The sequence below is a fragment of the Bacillota bacterium genome, from assembly GCA_040757085.1.
GTDB lineage: Bacteria > Bacillota > Sulfobacillia > JACIYH01 > JACIYH01 > JACIYH01.
Map to the genome: position 1 here is coordinate 24,465 of JBFLXJ010000006.1, position 15,851 is coordinate 40,315.

Here is a 15,851-nt window from a genome sequence, read left to right on the forward strand (position 1 = left end):
TGCGGCCTTGGCCGCAACGAGACCGCCTGCGGGGCAGGCGAGGGTGGGGGGATGCAAGCTGGACCGTGGTGAGGCGGCCCTGAGCGGAGAGGGGAGGGCCAAGGAGATCCTGCGACAGGAGGTTGACAGGCTGGCACCGGCCCTGGAGGATCTTTCCCGGTTCATCCATTCTCATCCCGAAGAGGGCCTTCGGGAGGTCCGGGCCAAAGAGCGCCTGGTGGAATTGTTGGCTCGAGAGGGCTTCGCGGTGGGCCCGGGGCCGGAGGAGCTGCCCACCTCCTTTGTTGCCCGGTACTGTGTGCCACCGGGTAACCCGCAGGTGGCGTTCCTGGCGGAATACGACGCCCTGCCCGGGTTGGGCCACGCGTGCGGGCACAATCTGATTGCCGCGGTAGCCGTGGGTGCGGCCACTGCGGTCCGGCGGGTGATGGAGCGGTTCGGAACCGCGGGAACAGTGCTGGTGTTTGGTACCCCGGCTGAGGAAGGAGCAGTTGACGATGCCGGGGGGAAGGTGTATTTCGTCGAAAGCGGGTTTTTCCGGGGGGTCGATGCTGCCCTGATGGCTCACCCCTCCTCGCGCAACGCACTGGGTGAATCATCGACGGGTCGGGTGGCGCTGGAGATTACTTTCCACGGGAAGGCCGCGCACGCTGCCGGTTCGCCCCACGAAGGGATCAATGCCCTCGATGCTGCCATCCTGACCTTCAATGCCTGGAATGCCCTGCGCCAGCACCTGAAGGAGGAGGCCCGCATCCACGGCATCATCGCCGAAGGGGGAAGGGCGCCCAACATCATTCCCGACCGGGCCCGCATCCGCATGTACGTGCGCGCCCGCGATCCCGCCTACCTGGAAGAGGTGGAGCGGCGGGTCAGGGAGTGTGCGCAGGGCGCGGCCCAGGCCACTGGTGCCCGGGTGGAGTTCCGCTACACGGCACGTACGTACCAGAGTGTGCTGCCCAACCGGACACTGGCCCGGCTGTACGCGGAGAACCTGGCCGCCCTGGGGATTTCGCTGGAACCGCCGGAACCGAGAGGCGGGGGTGGCTCCACGGATGCGGGGAACGTGAGCCGGGTGGTGCCTCTCATCCATCCTTACTTCGCCATCTGCGCGCCGGGGATCCCCGGACACAGTCCCGAGTTTGCCGCAGCCGCTGCCAGCAAAGAGGCCCACCGGGCCATGCTCAACACGGCCAAGGCACTGGCCATGACCGCCTGGGATCTCTTCTCCAGGCCCGGGTTGCTCCGAGACGCCTGGGCGGAACTGGGAGGTAAGAACGGGAAGGCAGTCCATTGGAGCACCTGACCGTCAGAGGCCGGAACCCCGGGCGGAGCAGACCGCCCGGCGCGGGTGGTTCAGGAGGGGCTCCGTGATATAATGGACCTGCCATGGATTTGCAGGAGTGGGCCCGCCGCGTAGAGGACAATGTGGCGAAGGTCATGGTGGGCAAGCGGGAGGCCATCCGCCGGATCATCATCGCCCTGTTATGCCGGGGGCACGTCCTGATCGAGGACGTACCGGGGCTGGGCAAGACCACCCTGGTGCGGGCACTGGCACGATCCCTGGGGTGCGAATTCCGGCGCATCCAGTTCACCCCTGACCTCCTGCCCGCGGACATCACAGGGACCACCGTGTTCGACCAGGCCCGGCGGGAGTTTGTGTTCCGCCCCGGGCCGTTGATGGGGCAGATCATCCTGGCCGACGAGATCAACCGGGCTTCGCCCAAGACCCAGTCCAGCCTGCTGGAGGCGATGGAGGAGCGCCAGGTGACGGTGGACGGGGTGAGCCACCGCCTTCCGGAGCCGTTCATGGTGCTGGCCACCCAAAATCCCATCGAATACGAGGGTACTTTCCCGTTGCCGGAAGCCCAGCTTGACAGGTTCATTCTGCGCATCCGCCTGGGATATCCCAGTCAGTCCGAGGAGGTGGCCATCCTCGAGCGGCTGGCCGGGTGCCATCCCCTGGACGAACTGGAACCCGTCACCTCCGCGGCTGAGGTCCTGACCGCAGCGGGCCAACTGGCCGCCGTCTACGTGGATGATTCCATCAAGGATTACATAGCCCGGCTGGCCCGGCGCAGCCGGGAGCTGCCCGAGGTCTACCTGGGGGTGAGCCCGCGGGCTTCCCTGGCCCTGTTCCGTACTGCCCGGGCCCTGGCGGCCATATCGGGGCGGGGTTACGTTCTGCCCGATGATGTGAAGGAAATGGCGCCCTCGGTGCTGGCCCACCGTCTCATCTTGCGTCCGGAAGCACGACTTGACGGTACCGTACCGGAAGATGTGGTGAGCCGGTTACTGACGCAGGTTCCCGTCCCCCTACCCCACAGGGGGTGATCGCACGCCGGTACTGGTGGACCGGAGGGCCATTTATTTGTTGGCGTTGGGTATCGGCCTGGCCGTTTTCGTGGGTGGACGGCCATTTGCCGTGCTGGCCAACGCCTTCGTGCTGCTCCTCGGGGTGATGTGGCTCTGGGTGCGGTTGTCGCTGGGTAACCTGAGCGTCTACCTGGAGCCGGAGCGGCCGGTACTCACCACCTGCGACCGGACCGTCCTGCGGTTGCGCCTCAATAACGAAGGATTCCTCCCCATTCCCCGGGTTGAAATACGGGGCGTGCCCGGTTGCCGTCCTCGCCTGGAGGACCGCTTGCAGGGGCGCGTGCCCGCACTGGGGACCTCCAGCGCGGCTTTGGGGCCCCTGATCCTGCCGCGGGGGACGTACCGCCTGGGGCCGCTCCACGTCAGCGTGCGCGACCCGCTGGGGCTGTGGCAGGCAGAGACCACGGCAACGGGAGATCGCGTCACCGTGTACCCGCGCGTGTTGCCCGTGGAGGCGCCCCCCGTGGCGCCGGGGAGGTCATTCGGGCGCATTCGCACCAGGCGTCCCAGTCAGGAGGACTTCGCCAACCTGGTGGAGGTGCGGGCCTTTCGGCCGGGTGACAATCCGCGCCTGATCGACTGGAAGGCCACCGCCCGCAGGGGGTCCTGGCAGGTGCGGGTGCTGGAAGAGGGTGCGGTACCGGAAGTGTGGATCTTCCTGGATCCCGCCGGGGAGCCGGCGGTGGAACTGGCGGCATCCCTGGCCAGGTGGTTGCTATTGCACGGTTCCGTGGTGGGTATGGTGGGCCAGGGAGATCCTCCCGTGGAGGTGGGGCCGGGCAGGGGAGAGGGCAAGTGGCGCGAGGTCATGCAGGCCCTGCTGCGGGTGCAGGGGACCGGGATGCCCCTGGGTGAGGTGTTGGGGGCGCGGTTGGCCTCTCTCCCCAGGGGGTGCACCGTGATGGCCCTCACCCCCGAACTCGACGGCGTCCTGTTCGACCGTCTGTTGCGTGCTCGCCATCAGGGCATGGGCGCCTGCCTGGTGCTGGTGTTACCCCGGGATCCTGTATGGCGGCAGGCGGCCTACCTGCAGGAACACGGCGTCGGCGTGCTGGTGGCCCGGGTGGTGGGGGATCCCCCCCGCTGGCGGCTTTCCCCTTCGGGTGTGGCGGAGGCGGGCGGGCATCCCGCCGGCGGGGAGGCTCGGTCGGCTGCCGCTGGCGGGGAGGTGGGCCCGTGAACCTCCTGTTGCTGGTCGGGCTGGGGTATGCTGCCCTGGTGGCACTGACGCGGTGCCTGCTGCTGGCCATGGGTCACGGGCATTCCTGGCCCGTCCTGCTGGGAGTGGCCCTGGGGCAGTGTCTGCTGGCAGCCGGGCTGGCCTTCCGAACGCGGCATACCGCGGTCTTCTTGGGTATCCTGGCGGCAATGGTGGCCACCCTGGGTGTCCATGCAGGTGTACGGCGGGTAGTGGCCGGGGCGGGCTCCTGGGTTCGAAGTGCAGTGGCCGCCCTTACGGAGTGGATGCAGGGCATACCTCCCGTCCTCACCCCGGATCTGGTGTGGGCGGGGGCGATACTGCCTCCCTTGCTGGTGGCGGTGGTCGTGCTGGCGTTCTGCGCGCGTCGTCGTGACCCCTTCTGGCCTCTGGCCACCGGGGCGCTGATCCCGGTGCTGGGATGGTTCTCCTTTTTCGACCGCGGCCTCGATTACCTCTGCGTATACATCGTGCTGGCGATGGGCTGGCTGGCTGCCTGGCGCAACCTCACGCCCGCGCGTAGCGGGCCGGGGTTGAGTGAGCGTCTGACGGGCGTGCGGGCAGCGGCCTGGGCAGTGCTGGTGACCTCGCTTGTTCTGGTAGCGGCCCGGGGATTACCTTCTTACCCGGTGGTGTCCCCGGGTCGGCTGGCGGAGAGGTTGCTGGAAGCTGTCCCCGGCCTGGGCAGGCTGCGAGGGACGTCTGCCGCTGGGCCGGTAGGATTTAACCCCAACGCGCGCCATCTCGGGGGTGCGGTCTCGTCCGGGACGGGAGTGGCCCTGCATGTACTAATCTCGCGGGCGCAAGTACAACCTGGGTCGGCGCGGGTTCCACTACCGCGGCGCCTATATCTGCGGGGTACGGTGGAAAGCCTGTACGCAGGGAAGGGCTGGCGGGACAGTGCGGAGAGGTTCGCTATGCCCCGGGACTCCAATTCGACCGACTGGATGAGGCGTTTGGGAGAGGTGCCGTCTGCGTTCTGGCTCGATGTGGAACTGGAGGTCCGGCGGCACCTTCCTTATCTTTACCTCTTTGCGCCCTGGATCCCCGTGCAGGTCGGCTCGGAAACGTTCGCCACTGCGGACATGGAACTGACCTCTTCTCGGCCGAAGGGGAGCTACACCGTACGCGCCCGGGTGCCGCTGCATAGTGCTGCCGAGCTGAATCGCCCCGGGCAGGAAGACAGTCCCCGATGGGGTATGTACCTGCAACTCCCTCCCTCTGTCCCCAGCGAAGTCGCAGAGCTGGCACGGCGGGTTACGGCGGGTGCGGATACTGCTTTTGAGAAGGCAAAGGCCATCGAGTACTATCTCCGTGTCACCTACCCTTATGACACCGAAGTGCCCCGTCCGGCCCGGGGAGAGGATTTTGTGGCCGACTTTCTGTTTGATCTCAAGCGTGGTTATTGCGTCCATCACTCTACCGCTATGGCGGTGATGCTGCGCACCCTGGGGGTTCCCACCCGGTGGGTGCAGGGGTTCGTCATCGATCTGGACACGGGCAGGTGGATAGAAGTGCCCAGTTCTTCCGCCCACGCCTGGGTGGAAGTTTACATCCCCGATTGCGGGTGGGTGACGTTCGATCCCACTCCCCGCTATCCGGTCCCCGAGCGCGAATACGTCCCCGCCCCGGTCATAACCGTCCCCGAAAGAGACACGCCCGACCGTCCCTGGTCCCGCCCGGGTGCATTCCCCGGGCGGTGGGGGCTTGAGGAAGAACCGGGGCAGCCGCCCGTTACCTCGCCTGCCTCCGGAGGATCGGGGGTGCCCTGGCTGAAGGCGGTTGCGGCCGTGGTGCTTCTGGGTGCAGCCGCTCCGGGCGGGCGTCTCGCTTACCGCCTGGCCTGGCTGTGGCGTCAGCACCGGCCCCTGGCGGGCGAATCACCGCGCGCGTTCGTACTGCGCCAGTACCGGCTGATGGAGTACTATCTGGCCCTGGCTGGGGTGGTCAGGCAGTCCTGGCAGACTCCCCGGGAATTCCTGCGGGAATTTGCCCCTCGTCTGGAGGGGGAGGTGCGCGCTGCCCTGAGCCACCTCACGGCTGCCGTGGAGGAGGCCGCCTACGGCCCGCGGCCGCAACCCGCTGCCGCAGACCACGCCGACCTGGTATGGGAGGTGCGGGTGGTGGGGGCCTGGGTGCGCCGGAAGTTGGGTCCGTGGCAGTGGTTGCGCTGGTTGACATTTGTCTCCTCTCATCCGCGGTCATGACCGTCGTCTGCCCATGGTTCTCGCCCACGGTTTCCGGGGCTTGGGAGCTATTCCTCGGCCGGGGCGCGGGCGAAACCGGGGTGGCGGTGCCCATCCCCCGCGGGTCCGTGATACCGGCCATTTCTGCAACCGGCGCTGCCGCCTGGTCCTGACCACCACATATATAGTTGCCAGGAACGGCAATGCCCACAGCCACGTTCTCAAGCGCGAAGGCGGCGACACGGCCTCGGCTGCGACCACGGGAATGATCACCGGGGGGATATCCGGGCAGCGTACCTCCGCTTGGCCGACCCGCTGACCGGCGGCCAGGGGCGCCCGCAGCCCGGGCTCCCAGCTGGTCGCGACCTGTGGTTTCGGAGCAGCGCTTTCCCACCGGGCAAGGGGTACAACCACGTCCCGGCCTGCCGCTCCCACCAGCGTCCTGCCCGAGGGCAGGGTCAGCGTCCCCAGGGTTTCCCCTGCTCGCACGATGGTGACGGGACGGTAGTTAGCGAACGCGTAATCGAAGAGGGTGCGGACGTCGTCCCAGAATCCCCTCCCCGCTTTGAGGAGGACCACCACCACTTCCATACCGTCCTTCCGGGCGGAGGCCGCCACGCAGTGACCGGCCGCCTGGGTGTAGCCGGTCTTCACCCCCGTGGCCACGTACCCGGAATCGCCCCCGTTTTGCCACAACAGTCGGTTCTCGGTGTACAGCTTCCTGGTCGTTTCCCTGGCCGGCCACGGCATCTCCCACTGCCTGGTCCCCACCACTTCTCGGAAAGCAGGGTTCTTCATGGCGTGCGCGCTTATCAGGGCCAGGTCGCGGGCAGTGGTGTAGTGGCCGGGTGCGTCCAGCCCGTGCGGATTGGCGAAGCACGTGCGGGTGGCTCCCAGGGCGTGGGCCCGTTCGTTCATGAGCCGGGCAAACTCCTTTTCTGACCCGGCCAGGTGCTCCGCGATGGCGATGGCGGCGTCGTTTGCCGATCGCAGCATAAGGGCGTACAGCAGGTCGCGCAGGGTCTGCCTCTCTCCCTCGTCGAGGTACACCCGGCTCCCCTCGACCCGGCTGGCGTGGCGGCTGATCGTTACCACGTCTTGCAGGTTCCCCTGCTCCATGGCCACAAGGGCGGTCATGATCTTGGTGGTGCTGGCCGGGCGGAGCGGGAGGTCCGGGTTGCGCGTGTAAAGAATGCGAAATGACGCGGCGTCCATGACACATACGGCTTCTGCGTCCACGGCCGGCCAGCCCTGGGCCCGCACCACCGGGGTGGTGGCCGCGGCAACAGTCACGATGCCGGCCACCATAACTGCACAGGCCAGCAAACTGCCGATGCCCGCTCCCCGCCCGGTTTCCTTCAGCCTGACGACCGCCTGCACGCCCAGAGGTTCGCAACGCTCTGGTCGCTTCGGGTTCGCTCTTCCTGCCAACACGCCCCTGTACAGCTTCACCCGGATCCTGGTCGGTCTGCCTCGGTAGTGAATAGTCGCCCGTGATACTGCCGCATCGGTGCCATGATACTGCGGGAGTACCTCGCCGGCAAGATGGGCATTCGGGGCAGGTTGAGAGGAGCCCCGGCCTATCCCGGCGAAATGATGTCTCAGTTCTGGGAGGCGGGAGGGAACCACCGGTGAGCCCGGTCACAGCCACTAAGAGTCGAGTCCAGTCAGTGAGCAAAGCCCTCAGAGTGCTGGAAGTGCTGGCGGACTGTCCTCGTGGCGAGATGGGCATCTCGGAGGTAGCGCGGGTGCTGGGGTGGCACCGAACCACCGCATATCGTTTCATGCAGACGCTGGTGGAGGAAGGTTACGTGCAGTACCTGCCGGCCGGGGAACGTTACCGCCTTACCTTCAAACTGGTGGGACTGGCCAACCGCATGGTGAACCGGCTCGACATCCGGCAGGTGGCGCGCCCCCACCTGGTGCTTTTGGTGCAAAGGTGGCAGATCAACGCCCATCTGGCAGTGCTAGAGGACGGAGAAGTTGTGTTCATCGACCGCCTGGAATGCAGCAAGCCGTTGCGCACCCACTTCCACATCGGCCGCAGGGCACCGGCCCACGCCACCGCGGTGGGCAAGGTCCTGCTGGCCGATCTGGAGGGGGAGGCATTGCTGGAGATCATCCGCAAGCGGGGATTGCGGCGGTTTACCCCGCTCACCGTGTGCGAAGAGGAAGCGTTGTTACGGGAACTGGACGAGGTGCGGGTGCTGGGTTACGCGGTGGACCGCGGCGAGCACAACCATGACGTAGCCTGCGTAGCCGCCCCTGTCCGGGACATGACGGGGCGCGCGGTGGCCGGTATCAGCCTTTCCGGCTCGGTTTCCGAGATCCTCGGGCAGGACATAGCGGCCATGGGGCAGTCGGTGCGGGAGGCCGCCAAGCAGATATCTGCCGACCTGGGCTGGCAAGGATCCTGACGGTACCAGCGTAACTGCCGGGCCCCCTTGCTTGCCGGTGGGGCCAGAGGGGAGTTGTTTGCCCGTGCCGCCCGTATGGGCAGGCCGGGCTGTTCCGTTTTGTTAGTTGAGATGTTGTTTGCCCAAGAAGGATTCTTCGCCCCGGTGTAGAATAGTACGTGCGGTAAACGCACTCCCTGTGCGCATACCGCCCCGGCACCTTCAGGTCAGCAGGAATCATTCTGAGGGCGCCTGCGCGGTGGGCGGGATAGCAGGTTCTTGGAGGCGAGACGGTTGGCTGGGAGATCACCGGAAGTGAGGATCATACAGGGCAACGAGGCCTGTGTGGAGGGCGCGATCGTCGCGGGTTGCCGGTTTTTTGCCGGATATCCCATCACGCCTGCGTCTGAGATTGCCGAACTCATGTCCAGGCGGCTGCCCCAGGTAGGGGGCGTTTTTATGCAAATGGAGGACGAGCTGGCGAGTGTCTGCGCGGTCATAGGCGCTTCCTGGGGCGGGGTGAAGGCGTGCACCGCCTCATCGGGACCCGGCATCAGCCTGATGCAGGAGGGAGTGGGCTATGCGGCCGAAACCGAAACCCCCTGCGTCATCATCAACGTCATGCGGGGCGGGCCGGCCACGGGGCAACCCACCCTTCCCTCCCAGCAGGACATCATGCAGGCCAGGTTCGGGAGCCACGGTGACTACGAGATCATAGCCGTGGCTCCTTCTTCTGCACAGGAGGCTTTCGACCTCACGGTCAAGGCGTTCAACCTGGCGGAGATCTACCGGGTGCCGGTATACGTGCTGTCGGACGAGATAGTGGGGCACACCCGGGAGAAGGTGCTGCTCGACCCGGGGGTAGAGGTGATCCCCCGCAAGCGCCCGCCCAGAGAGGGGTACCTGCCGTACCGGCCGGGGCCGGATGGGCTGCTTCCGGGCATGCCCGCCTTCAACGAGGGCTACCGGCTGCTGGTCGACGGGCAACTCCACGACGAAACCGGCAACCGGGTGGGCCACGACCCGGAGGCCAGCGCCCGCCTGGTGCGGCGCCTGTGTGAGAAGATAACGTCCCGCGTGGACGAGCTCACTGACGTGGAGGAACTTTTCCTGGAAGATGCCCAGGCGGTGGTGGTCTGTTACGGCAGTTCTGCCCGGCCGGCCCTGGAGGCCGTGTACGCCGCCAGGGAGCAGGGTATACCGGCGGGGATATTCCGTCTGCGCGTCCTGTTCCCGTTCCCGGCCAGGCGGCTGGCCGCCCTGGCCCGGCGTGTGCGGGCTTTGCTGGTGCCAGAGATGAACGTGGGGAAGCTGGTGCTCGAGGTGGAGCGGGTGGCGGGGGGTGCTCAGGTGGTGAGCCTGCCCAAGCTGGGAGGAGCCCTGCACACTCCGGAGGAGATACTGGACGCCATCACCTCCGTCCTCAAGGAAGGTGGTCGATGATGCACCCGTTGGGAGAGAAGTACCTGCGCAAGCATACCCTGCCCACCATCTTCTGCCCCGGCTGCGGTGACGGCACGGTGCTGTCTGCTTTCCTGCGGGCCGTGGACGAGCTGGACATCGGTGAGCAGCTCGCCCTGGTGGGCGGGATCGGGTGCTCTGGTTGGATTCCCGTGTACGTGAACGCAGACACCCTGCACGTCCTGCACGGAAGGGCCATCCCCTTTGCCACCGGACTGAAAGTGACCAGGCCGGAGCGGAAGGTGGTGGTTTTCACCGGCGACGGTGACTGCCTGGCCATCGGGGGAAACCATTTTATCCACGCGTGCCGGCGCAACATCGGTATGACGGTGGTGATGCTGAATAACGCCATTTACGGCATGACTGGAGGACAGGTGGCTCCCACCTCGCCTTATCAGGCCCGCACCCAGACTTCGCCCTACGGGAACCCGGAGATGCCATTCGATGCGTGCCGGCTGGCCATCGCGTCCGGTGCCACCTACGTGGCTCGCTGGACCTCCGGTCATCCGCGCCAGCTGACACGGGCCTTCAAGGAGGCCATCCTGCATCCCGGCTTTGCCTTTATCGAGGTGCTCACCCAGTGCCCCACCCAGACCGGCCGCTACATGAAGGGGGGGCTGGACGCGCCTGCCTTGCTGAAAGACATCCGGGCCGGGGTAGTGGGGAAAGAAAGGGCCGCTTCGATGTCGCCCGAAGAACTGGCCGGCAAAGTGCAGATCGGCACCCTGCACCGCGAGGTCCGGCTGGAGTTCACCGAGGCTCTGCGCCAGCTGACGGAAGGTGATGGCAAATGAAGATCCCCTGCATCGATGAGACCTGGTGCAAGGGTTGCGGGCTTTGCATCTCCGAGTGTCCGCGTCAGGTCCTGGGGTGGTCGGGGAAGCGCAACCGCAAGGGCTACAACCTGCCCGCGGCCCTTGAGCCTCAAAAGTGTAACGCTTGCCGGTTGTGCGAACTGATCTGCCCCGACCTGGCCATCTACGTGGAGGAGGAAGAGCAGTGCGCAAAGAGGTGAGGATCGCCGGTTTCGGCGGGCAGGGGGTGATCCTGGCCGGCATCGTGGTTGCTCACGCCGCTGGCGTCTACGAGGGCAAGGAGGTAGCCCAGACCCAGTCGTACGGTCCCGAGGCCCGCGGGGGAGCGGCCCGCTGCGACGTGGTGATTTCCGATGAGCGCATCCTGTACCCCAAGGTCAGGAAGCCCCACTCCTTGCTGTGCATGTCCCAGCCGGCTCTCGACCGTTACGGGAGCGAATGCGACGAGCAGTGCCTGCTGGTCCTGGACTCCACCCTGGTGGAGAACTGGCCCCGGGGTGGGCGGGTGGCGCTGGTGCCCGCGACTTCCATTGCCGAAGGCGAACTCGGCAACCGCATGGCCGCCAACATGGTCATGCTGGGCGCGCTGGCCCGGGCGGGGGGCGTGGTTACCCTGGACTCCTTGCGCCGGGCGGTGGGCGATGTGGTTTCTCCTCGCTTCCGGGAACTGAACCTGCGGGCGCTGGAAGCCGGGTACGAAAGGGTGAGGACGGAGCCGTGAACCTGCTGGAGTATCAGGGCAAGCGTATCCTGGCCGCCCGGGGGATCAACGTTCCCCGCGGGCAGGTGGCCCGCACGGCTGAGGAAGCTGAAAATGCCGCGGCCGAACTGGGTGTGCCCGTGGTGGTCAAGGCCCAGGTGAGGAGCGGCAAACGGGGGAAGGCGGGGGGAGTCCTTCCGGCCGATACCCCGGCCAGGGCCCGGGAGGCGGCCGAGCGCATTTTGGGCATGGAAATCGGCGGTCACCGGGTGGAGGCCGTACTGGTGGAGGAGAAGCTCTCCATCGCCCGGGAGCTTTACGCGGGTATCACCGTCAGCCCGCGGGATCGGGCGGCGGTGCTCATGTTCACATGCCAGGGGGGCATGGACGTGGAGGAGGTGGCCGCCCGCTCGCCGCAGGCGATCGTTTCCCTGCCCGTGGACGGGGTCAGGCCCGTGTGGCGCCACCAGATCCTAGAATTGGTCAAGCGGGCAGGGCTGGAAGGAGAAGCGCTGGGCCAGGTAACGGGTACCCTGGGGCAGCTGGTGCGTACCTTCCTGGAGCTGGATGCCACCACGGCGGAGATCAACCCCCTGGTGGTCACCGCGGACGGCCGGGTGGTGGCGGCAGACGCCAAGCTGGTGATCGACGATGCCGCCCTCTTCCGGCACCCGGAACTGGGTAAGGAGGCCGCCCCGGTGGGGGATCCCCTGGAGGCCATGGCCAGGCAGGCCCGTCTGGCCTACGTGCGTCTTCCCGGGGGTAACGTGGGGGTCATCGCGGGAGGGGCGGGTCTTGCCCTGGCCACCATGGACACCGTGTTTGCCCTGGGAGGCAGGCCGGCCAACTTCCTCGACGTAGGGGGAGGGGTGTCCCAGGAGGGCATGGCTACCGCCCTGAGGGTGGTGGCCCGCACCCCCGGCGTGGAGGGGATCGTCATTAACGTCTTCGGCGGCATCAACAACTGCGAGATCATGGCCCGGGGTATCGCCCAGGTGCTGGACGAGGACGGGATTTCCGTGCCCCTGGTAGTCAAGATGCGCGGGCACTCGCAGGAGGAAGGATGGGCCATCCTGGCCCGGAGGGGCGTGGAGGTGGTCAAGTACGGTACCACGGGCGAGGCCGTGGCCCGGCTCCTTGAACTGATGAACAAGAACGGGGAGAGGACGTAAGCGAGATGGCCATTCTGGTGAACCAGGACACCCACGTGATCATCCAGGGCATCACCGGCACGCAAGGAAGCTACCACGCCGCTCGCATGCTGGAGTACAACGTCAAGCTGGTGGGCGGAGTGGTTCCCGGGCGGGGAGGTCGCCAGGTGGAGGGGGTGCCCGTGTTCGACACGGTGGCTGAGGCATGCGCGGCCGCCAGGGTGGATGCCTCCCTGGTGCTGGTACCGCCCCCCTTCGTGCTGGAGGCGGCTGCCGAGGCCATCGAATGCGGTATTCCCCTCGTGGTCGTGATCACCGAACACGTTCCCGTGCTCGATTCCATGCGGCTGGTCGCGCTGGCCCGCCAGCGCGGGGTGCGGGTCGTTGGGCCCAACACCATAGGCGTCATCAGCCCGGGCAAGAGCAAGGTGGGCATCATGCCGGGGTACATTTACAGCCCCGGCCCGGTAGGGATCGTGTCCCGGAGCGGAACCCTGACCCACGAGGTGGCCTCCAACCTCACCTTCCGGGGCATCGGGCAATCGACCTGCGTGGGGATAGGGGGAGACCCCATCGTGGGTACCACCTTCGTGGAGGTGCTGGAACTGTTCCGGCACGATCCCGAGACGGAAGCAGTGGTGCTGATAGGGGAAATAGGGGGAGGTGCGGAGGAAGAAGCAGCCGAGTACCTGCGGGCGGGATATCCCAAGCCGGTGCTGGCTTTCATCGCCGGCCAGACTGCCCCTCCCGAGAAGCGCATGGGCCATGCCGGCGCCATCGTGCAGGGAAGCAGCGGTACTGCGGCTGCCAAGATGCAGCGGCTGAAGGAAGCGGGAGTCAGGGTGGCCTCCACCCTGGATGGTATCCTGGACGAAGTGAAGGCCGTGCTGTCGCACGTGGCCTGACAGGAGGGAGAAGATGCGCAACAAGTGGGTGACCATCGTAAGCATCGTGCTCACCCTCGTGGCCTTGTGGGCTCTGAACTGGTCGACGCCCGGACTTGAGGCCAAGGGACGCATTCCCCTGGTGGTGTTCCTGTGGTCGGTTGCCCTGTGGATACTGCGGCCCATCCCGGAGTACCTCACGGCCATACTGGGTGCGGCGGTCATGATCTTCCTCAAGGTGCCCGGCAAGGAAGTGCTGGGCGGCTTTGCCGACCCCGTGTGGTGGATGGTGACCTTCGCCTGCATCCTGGGTGCAGCCATCGCCACCACCGGCCTGGGACGGCGGATTGCCTACACCATCATGGATAAGCTGGGCACCAGCCCCCTGCGGCTTCTGTACGGGACCACCATGACGAACAACGTGCTGGCTCCCTTCACCCCTTCCAACACGGCCCGCGGCGCCATCCTCTACGGGGTGACGGAAGGCATCTGCGAAGCCCTGGGCCTGAAGGCAGGGGAGAAGAAGGGCGACCATACCCTGACCCTGGCTAACCTCTATATCAACACCACCAACACCAACATGTTCCTCACCGCCATGGGCGGAAACGCTCTGTTCGTGTCGCTCCTGGACAAGATGACCGGGCACCGCGTGGTGTGGAGCGACTGGTTCATCGCCGCTTTCGTACCCATGCTCCCGGTAGTGCTCATCCTCCCCTATATCGTCTACCGCCTGTTCCCGCCCCAGGAGAGCGAATGGGTGCGGGGCCGGGAGTTCGTGCGCGAGCAGGTATCCCGCCTGGGTGCTCCCAGCCGGGCGGAGAAGGCCACTCTGGTCATCATGCTGGTGACCCTGGCTCTGTGGGCAACCGAGCTCCTCCATAAGGTGCCTTCCACCACCGTGTCCTTCTTCATGGCCATCATGCTCCTGTTCCCCGGAATAGGCGCGGTGAGCTGGAAAGACGTGGAGAAGCACATGCCGTGGCCCATGCTCATATGGTTGGGATTCGCCATGGGCATGGCCGGCGTGGTGAACTCCACCGGCGGCTTCAAGTGGCTGGTAGGCCGCTTCTTCGCCTCCTCACCCTGGGTGCAGTCCCTGGAATTCGCCCCGTTCATGCTGGTGGTGATCCTGGCCATCATCTTCATTCACCCGCTGTTCTCTGGCATGAACGCCATGGGCATGATCATGATCCCGGTGGTGGTGCAGCTGGCCACCGCCCGTGGGTTCGATCCCTTTGTGGCCGGATTCCTGGCCACGCTGGCCGTGACCACGGCCGCCTTCTTCCTGCCCTTCAACAGCGCTCCCAACCTCATCTTCTATGGGTCGGGGCGCTTTGAGGTGACAGACCTGCTCAAGGGGGCCATACCCCTGGCGCTGCTGATCGCAGCGGCCCTGGTGGGTGCCCTCTACCTGTGGTGGCCGCTGATCGGCCTGCTCTGATCCCAGGATAAATGGTCGCCGGAGGTGATGGCCGTGAAGAGTCCCGTGGTGGTGCCCGTCCGGCAGGATATCCCCGCTGACAGGGTGGACGACCTCGAGCGAACGCTGGTGGAAGGGCTTGAGCGAGCGGGGGTCTGGCGCCGCATCCGTCCCGGGCTGCGGGTGGCCATCACCTCCGGGTCCCGGGGATTCTCTTACAACGTGACCGTCCTGCGTACTGTGGTGGCGGAGCTTAAATCCCGGGGTGCGGAGCCCTTCATATTTCCCGCCATGGGCAGCCACGGGGGGAGCACCGCCGAAGGGCAGGAGCGGGTGCTCCGGGACCTGGGCATCACGCCCGAGTCGGTGGGTGCACCCATCCGGTCCTGCATGGAAGTGGTTCAGCTGGGGACGACCGCGAGCGGGATGCCTGTTTTCTGTGACCGGCTGGCCTACGAGGCGGATGCTATCGTGCTGTTCAACCGGGTGAAACCCCACACCGCCTTCCGGGGACCGGTAGAGAGCGGCCTGGTAAAGATGGCGGTGGTGGGTATGGGCAAGCGCCACGGGGCGGAAGCGGCTCACCGGGCGGGTTTGAGTTCACAGGTATTGCTGGAAGGCTTCCAGCTGGTGAGGGAGAAAGCGCGTCTCTTGTGCGGGATTGCCACGGTGGAGAACTTCCGGGAGGAGGCGGCGGAACTGCAGGTCCTCCTCCCGGAGGAGATTCCCGAGCGCGAGCCCCTCTTGCTCCAGAAGGCCTGGCACTATTTGCCCCGCCTGCCTTTCGACCAGCTGGACGTCCTGGTGGTGGACCGCATGGGCAAGGACATCAGCGGTACGGGGATGGACGTCAACGTCATCGGCATCCACCGGCGCATAGGCGGAACCGGCTTGCCCGACATCCGCACCATAGTGGTGCTCGATCTGACGCCTGCCACCCACGGAAATGCCCTGGGGGTGGGATTTGCCGACCTGGTCCCGCGGCGGCTGGTGGACAAGATCGACTTTGGGGTCACTTACGCCAACGTCATCACCACCGGTTTTTACGGCAGCGGCAAAGTCCCGGTAACCCTGCCGACGGCCAGGGAGGCGGTGGAGGTAGCGCTGAGGCCATTCGAGCCTGACGCCGTTCGCCTGGTGCGCATCCGGGACACCAAACACCTGGATACCCTCTGGGTATCGCAGGCGTTGCTGCCGGAGGTGGAGGCCAATCCCCACCTGCACGTCGTGGGCGATCCCCAGCCGCTGGACATAGAGGAGTGACGTA

General features: G+C 66.3%; 14 protein-coding genes. 13 read left to right on the forward strand and 1 reads right to left on the reverse strand.

Annotation, left to right across the window (positions count from 1 at the left end):
* The first annotated feature begins 43 nt into the window (after positions 1 to 43).
* From AB1446_02160 to AB1446_02175, 4 genes are all read left to right on the forward strand, one after another.
* Positions 44 to 1,303 carry a M20 family metallopeptidase gene (locus AB1446_02160; protein MEW6545709.1) on the forward strand — a complete coding sequence of 420 codons (1,260 nt, stop codon included), beginning with the start codon at positions 44 to 46 and terminating at the stop codon, positions 1,301 to 1,303.
* An 83-nt stretch (positions 1,304 to 1,386) separates the two neighbouring features.
* On the forward strand, positions 1,387 to 2,331 hold the full coding sequence (locus tag AB1446_02165) for a MoxR family ATPase (GenBank protein ID MEW6545710.1): 945 nt from the start codon (positions 1,387 to 1,389) through the stop codon (positions 2,329 to 2,331).
* 37 nt (positions 2,332 to 2,368) lie between these two features.
* On the forward strand, positions 2,369 to 3,553 hold the full coding sequence (locus tag AB1446_02170; protein MEW6545711.1) for a DUF58 domain-containing protein: 1,185 nt from the start codon (positions 2,369 to 2,371) through the stop codon (positions 3,551 to 3,553).
* Entirely contained in the window at positions 3,550 to 5,778 is a 2,229-nt protein-coding gene (locus tag AB1446_02175) for a transglutaminase domain-containing protein (protein ID MEW6545712.1), read from the forward strand. The genes AB1446_02170 and AB1446_02175 overlap by 4 nt, the downstream gene beginning before the upstream one ends.
* Here AB1446_02175 and AB1446_02180 read toward each other — a convergent pair.
* Entirely contained in the window at positions 5,773 to 7,209 is a 1,437-nt protein-coding gene (locus AB1446_02180) for a D-alanyl-D-alanine carboxypeptidase family protein (protein MEW6545713.1), read from the reverse strand. The genes AB1446_02175 and AB1446_02180 overlap by 6 nt on opposite strands.
* Before the next feature lie 218 nt (positions 7,210 to 7,427).
* On the opposite strand from AB1446_02180, the gene AB1446_02185 reads away from it, so the two are divergent.
* From AB1446_02185 to AB1446_02225, 9 genes are all read left to right on the forward strand, one after another.
* The gene (locus AB1446_02185) at positions 7,428 to 8,174 is read left to right on the forward strand and encodes an IclR family transcriptional regulator (protein MEW6545714.1); all 747 of its coding nucleotides are present in this window, start codon (positions 7,428 to 7,430) and stop codon (positions 8,172 to 8,174) included.
* Positions 8,175 to 8,468: 294 nt separating this feature from the next.
* Positions 8,469 to 9,596, forward strand: coding sequence for a 2-oxoacid:acceptor oxidoreductase subunit alpha (locus AB1446_02190; protein ID MEW6545715.1), 1,128 nt, complete (start codon positions 8,469 to 8,471; stop codon positions 9,594 to 9,596).
* Positions 9,596 to 10,408 (forward strand): thiamine pyrophosphate-dependent enzyme, encoded by an 813-nt coding sequence (locus AB1446_02195; GenBank protein ID MEW6545716.1) that lies wholly within the window; start codon positions 9,596 to 9,598, stop codon positions 10,406 to 10,408. The genes AB1446_02190 and AB1446_02195 overlap by 1 nt, the downstream gene beginning before the upstream one ends.
* The gene (locus AB1446_02200) at positions 10,405 to 10,629 is read left to right on the forward strand and encodes a 4Fe-4S binding protein (GenBank protein MEW6545717.1); all 225 of its coding nucleotides are present in this window, start codon (positions 10,405 to 10,407) and stop codon (positions 10,627 to 10,629) included. The genes AB1446_02195 and AB1446_02200 overlap by 4 nt, the downstream gene beginning before the upstream one ends.
* Positions 10,614 to 11,150, forward strand: a complete 537-nt coding sequence (locus tag AB1446_02205) for a 2-oxoacid:acceptor oxidoreductase family protein (protein ID MEW6545718.1) — start codon at positions 10,614 to 10,616, stop codon at positions 11,148 to 11,150. Before AB1446_02200 ends, AB1446_02205 begins: the two co-directional genes overlap by 16 nt.
* Positions 11,147 to 12,301 (forward strand): ADP-forming succinate--CoA ligase subunit beta, encoded by a 1,155-nt coding sequence (sucC, locus tag AB1446_02210; GenBank protein ID MEW6545719.1) that lies wholly within the window; start codon positions 11,147 to 11,149, stop codon positions 12,299 to 12,301. The genes AB1446_02205 and sucC overlap by 4 nt, the downstream gene beginning before the upstream one ends.
* Before the next feature lie 5 nt (positions 12,302 to 12,306).
* Positions 12,307 to 13,185 carry a succinate--CoA ligase subunit alpha gene (sucD, locus tag AB1446_02215; GenBank protein ID MEW6545720.1) on the forward strand — a complete coding sequence of 293 codons (879 nt, stop codon included), beginning with the start codon at positions 12,307 to 12,309 and terminating at the stop codon, positions 13,183 to 13,185.
* A 13-nt stretch (positions 13,186 to 13,198) separates the two neighbouring features.
* The gene (locus AB1446_02220; protein ID MEW6545721.1) at positions 13,199 to 14,605 is read left to right on the forward strand and encodes a DASS family sodium-coupled anion symporter; all 1,407 of its coding nucleotides are present in this window, start codon (positions 13,199 to 13,201) and stop codon (positions 14,603 to 14,605) included.
* A gap of 33 nt (positions 14,606 to 14,638) precedes the next feature.
* Entirely contained in the window at positions 14,639 to 15,847 is a 1,209-nt protein-coding gene (locus tag AB1446_02225; protein ID MEW6545722.1) for a lactate racemase domain-containing protein, read from the forward strand.
* Positions 15,848 to 15,851 lie beyond the last annotated feature (4 nt).

What these genes read in the sequence shown, in the direction of transcription:
- AB1446_02200 (MEW6545717.1), top strand. Translation starts at nt 10,405, where the DNA reads ATGAAGATCCCCTGCATCGATGAGACCTGGTGCAAGGGTTGCGGGCTT.
- AB1446_02195 (MEW6545716.1), top strand. Translation starts at nt 9,596, where the DNA reads ATGCACCCGTTGGGAGAGAAGTACCTGCGCAAGCATACCCTGCCCACC.
- AB1446_02165 (MEW6545710.1), top strand. Translation starts at nt 1,387, where the DNA reads ATGGATTTGCAGGAGTGGGCCCGCCGCGTAGAGGACAATGTGGCGAAG.
- AB1446_02220 (MEW6545721.1), top strand. Translation starts at nt 13,199, where the DNA reads ATGCGCAACAAGTGGGTGACCATCGTAAGCATCGTGCTCACCCTCGTG.
- sucD (MEW6545720.1), top strand. Translation starts at nt 12,307, where the DNA reads ATGGCCATTCTGGTGAACCAGGACACCCACGTGATCATCCAGGGCATC.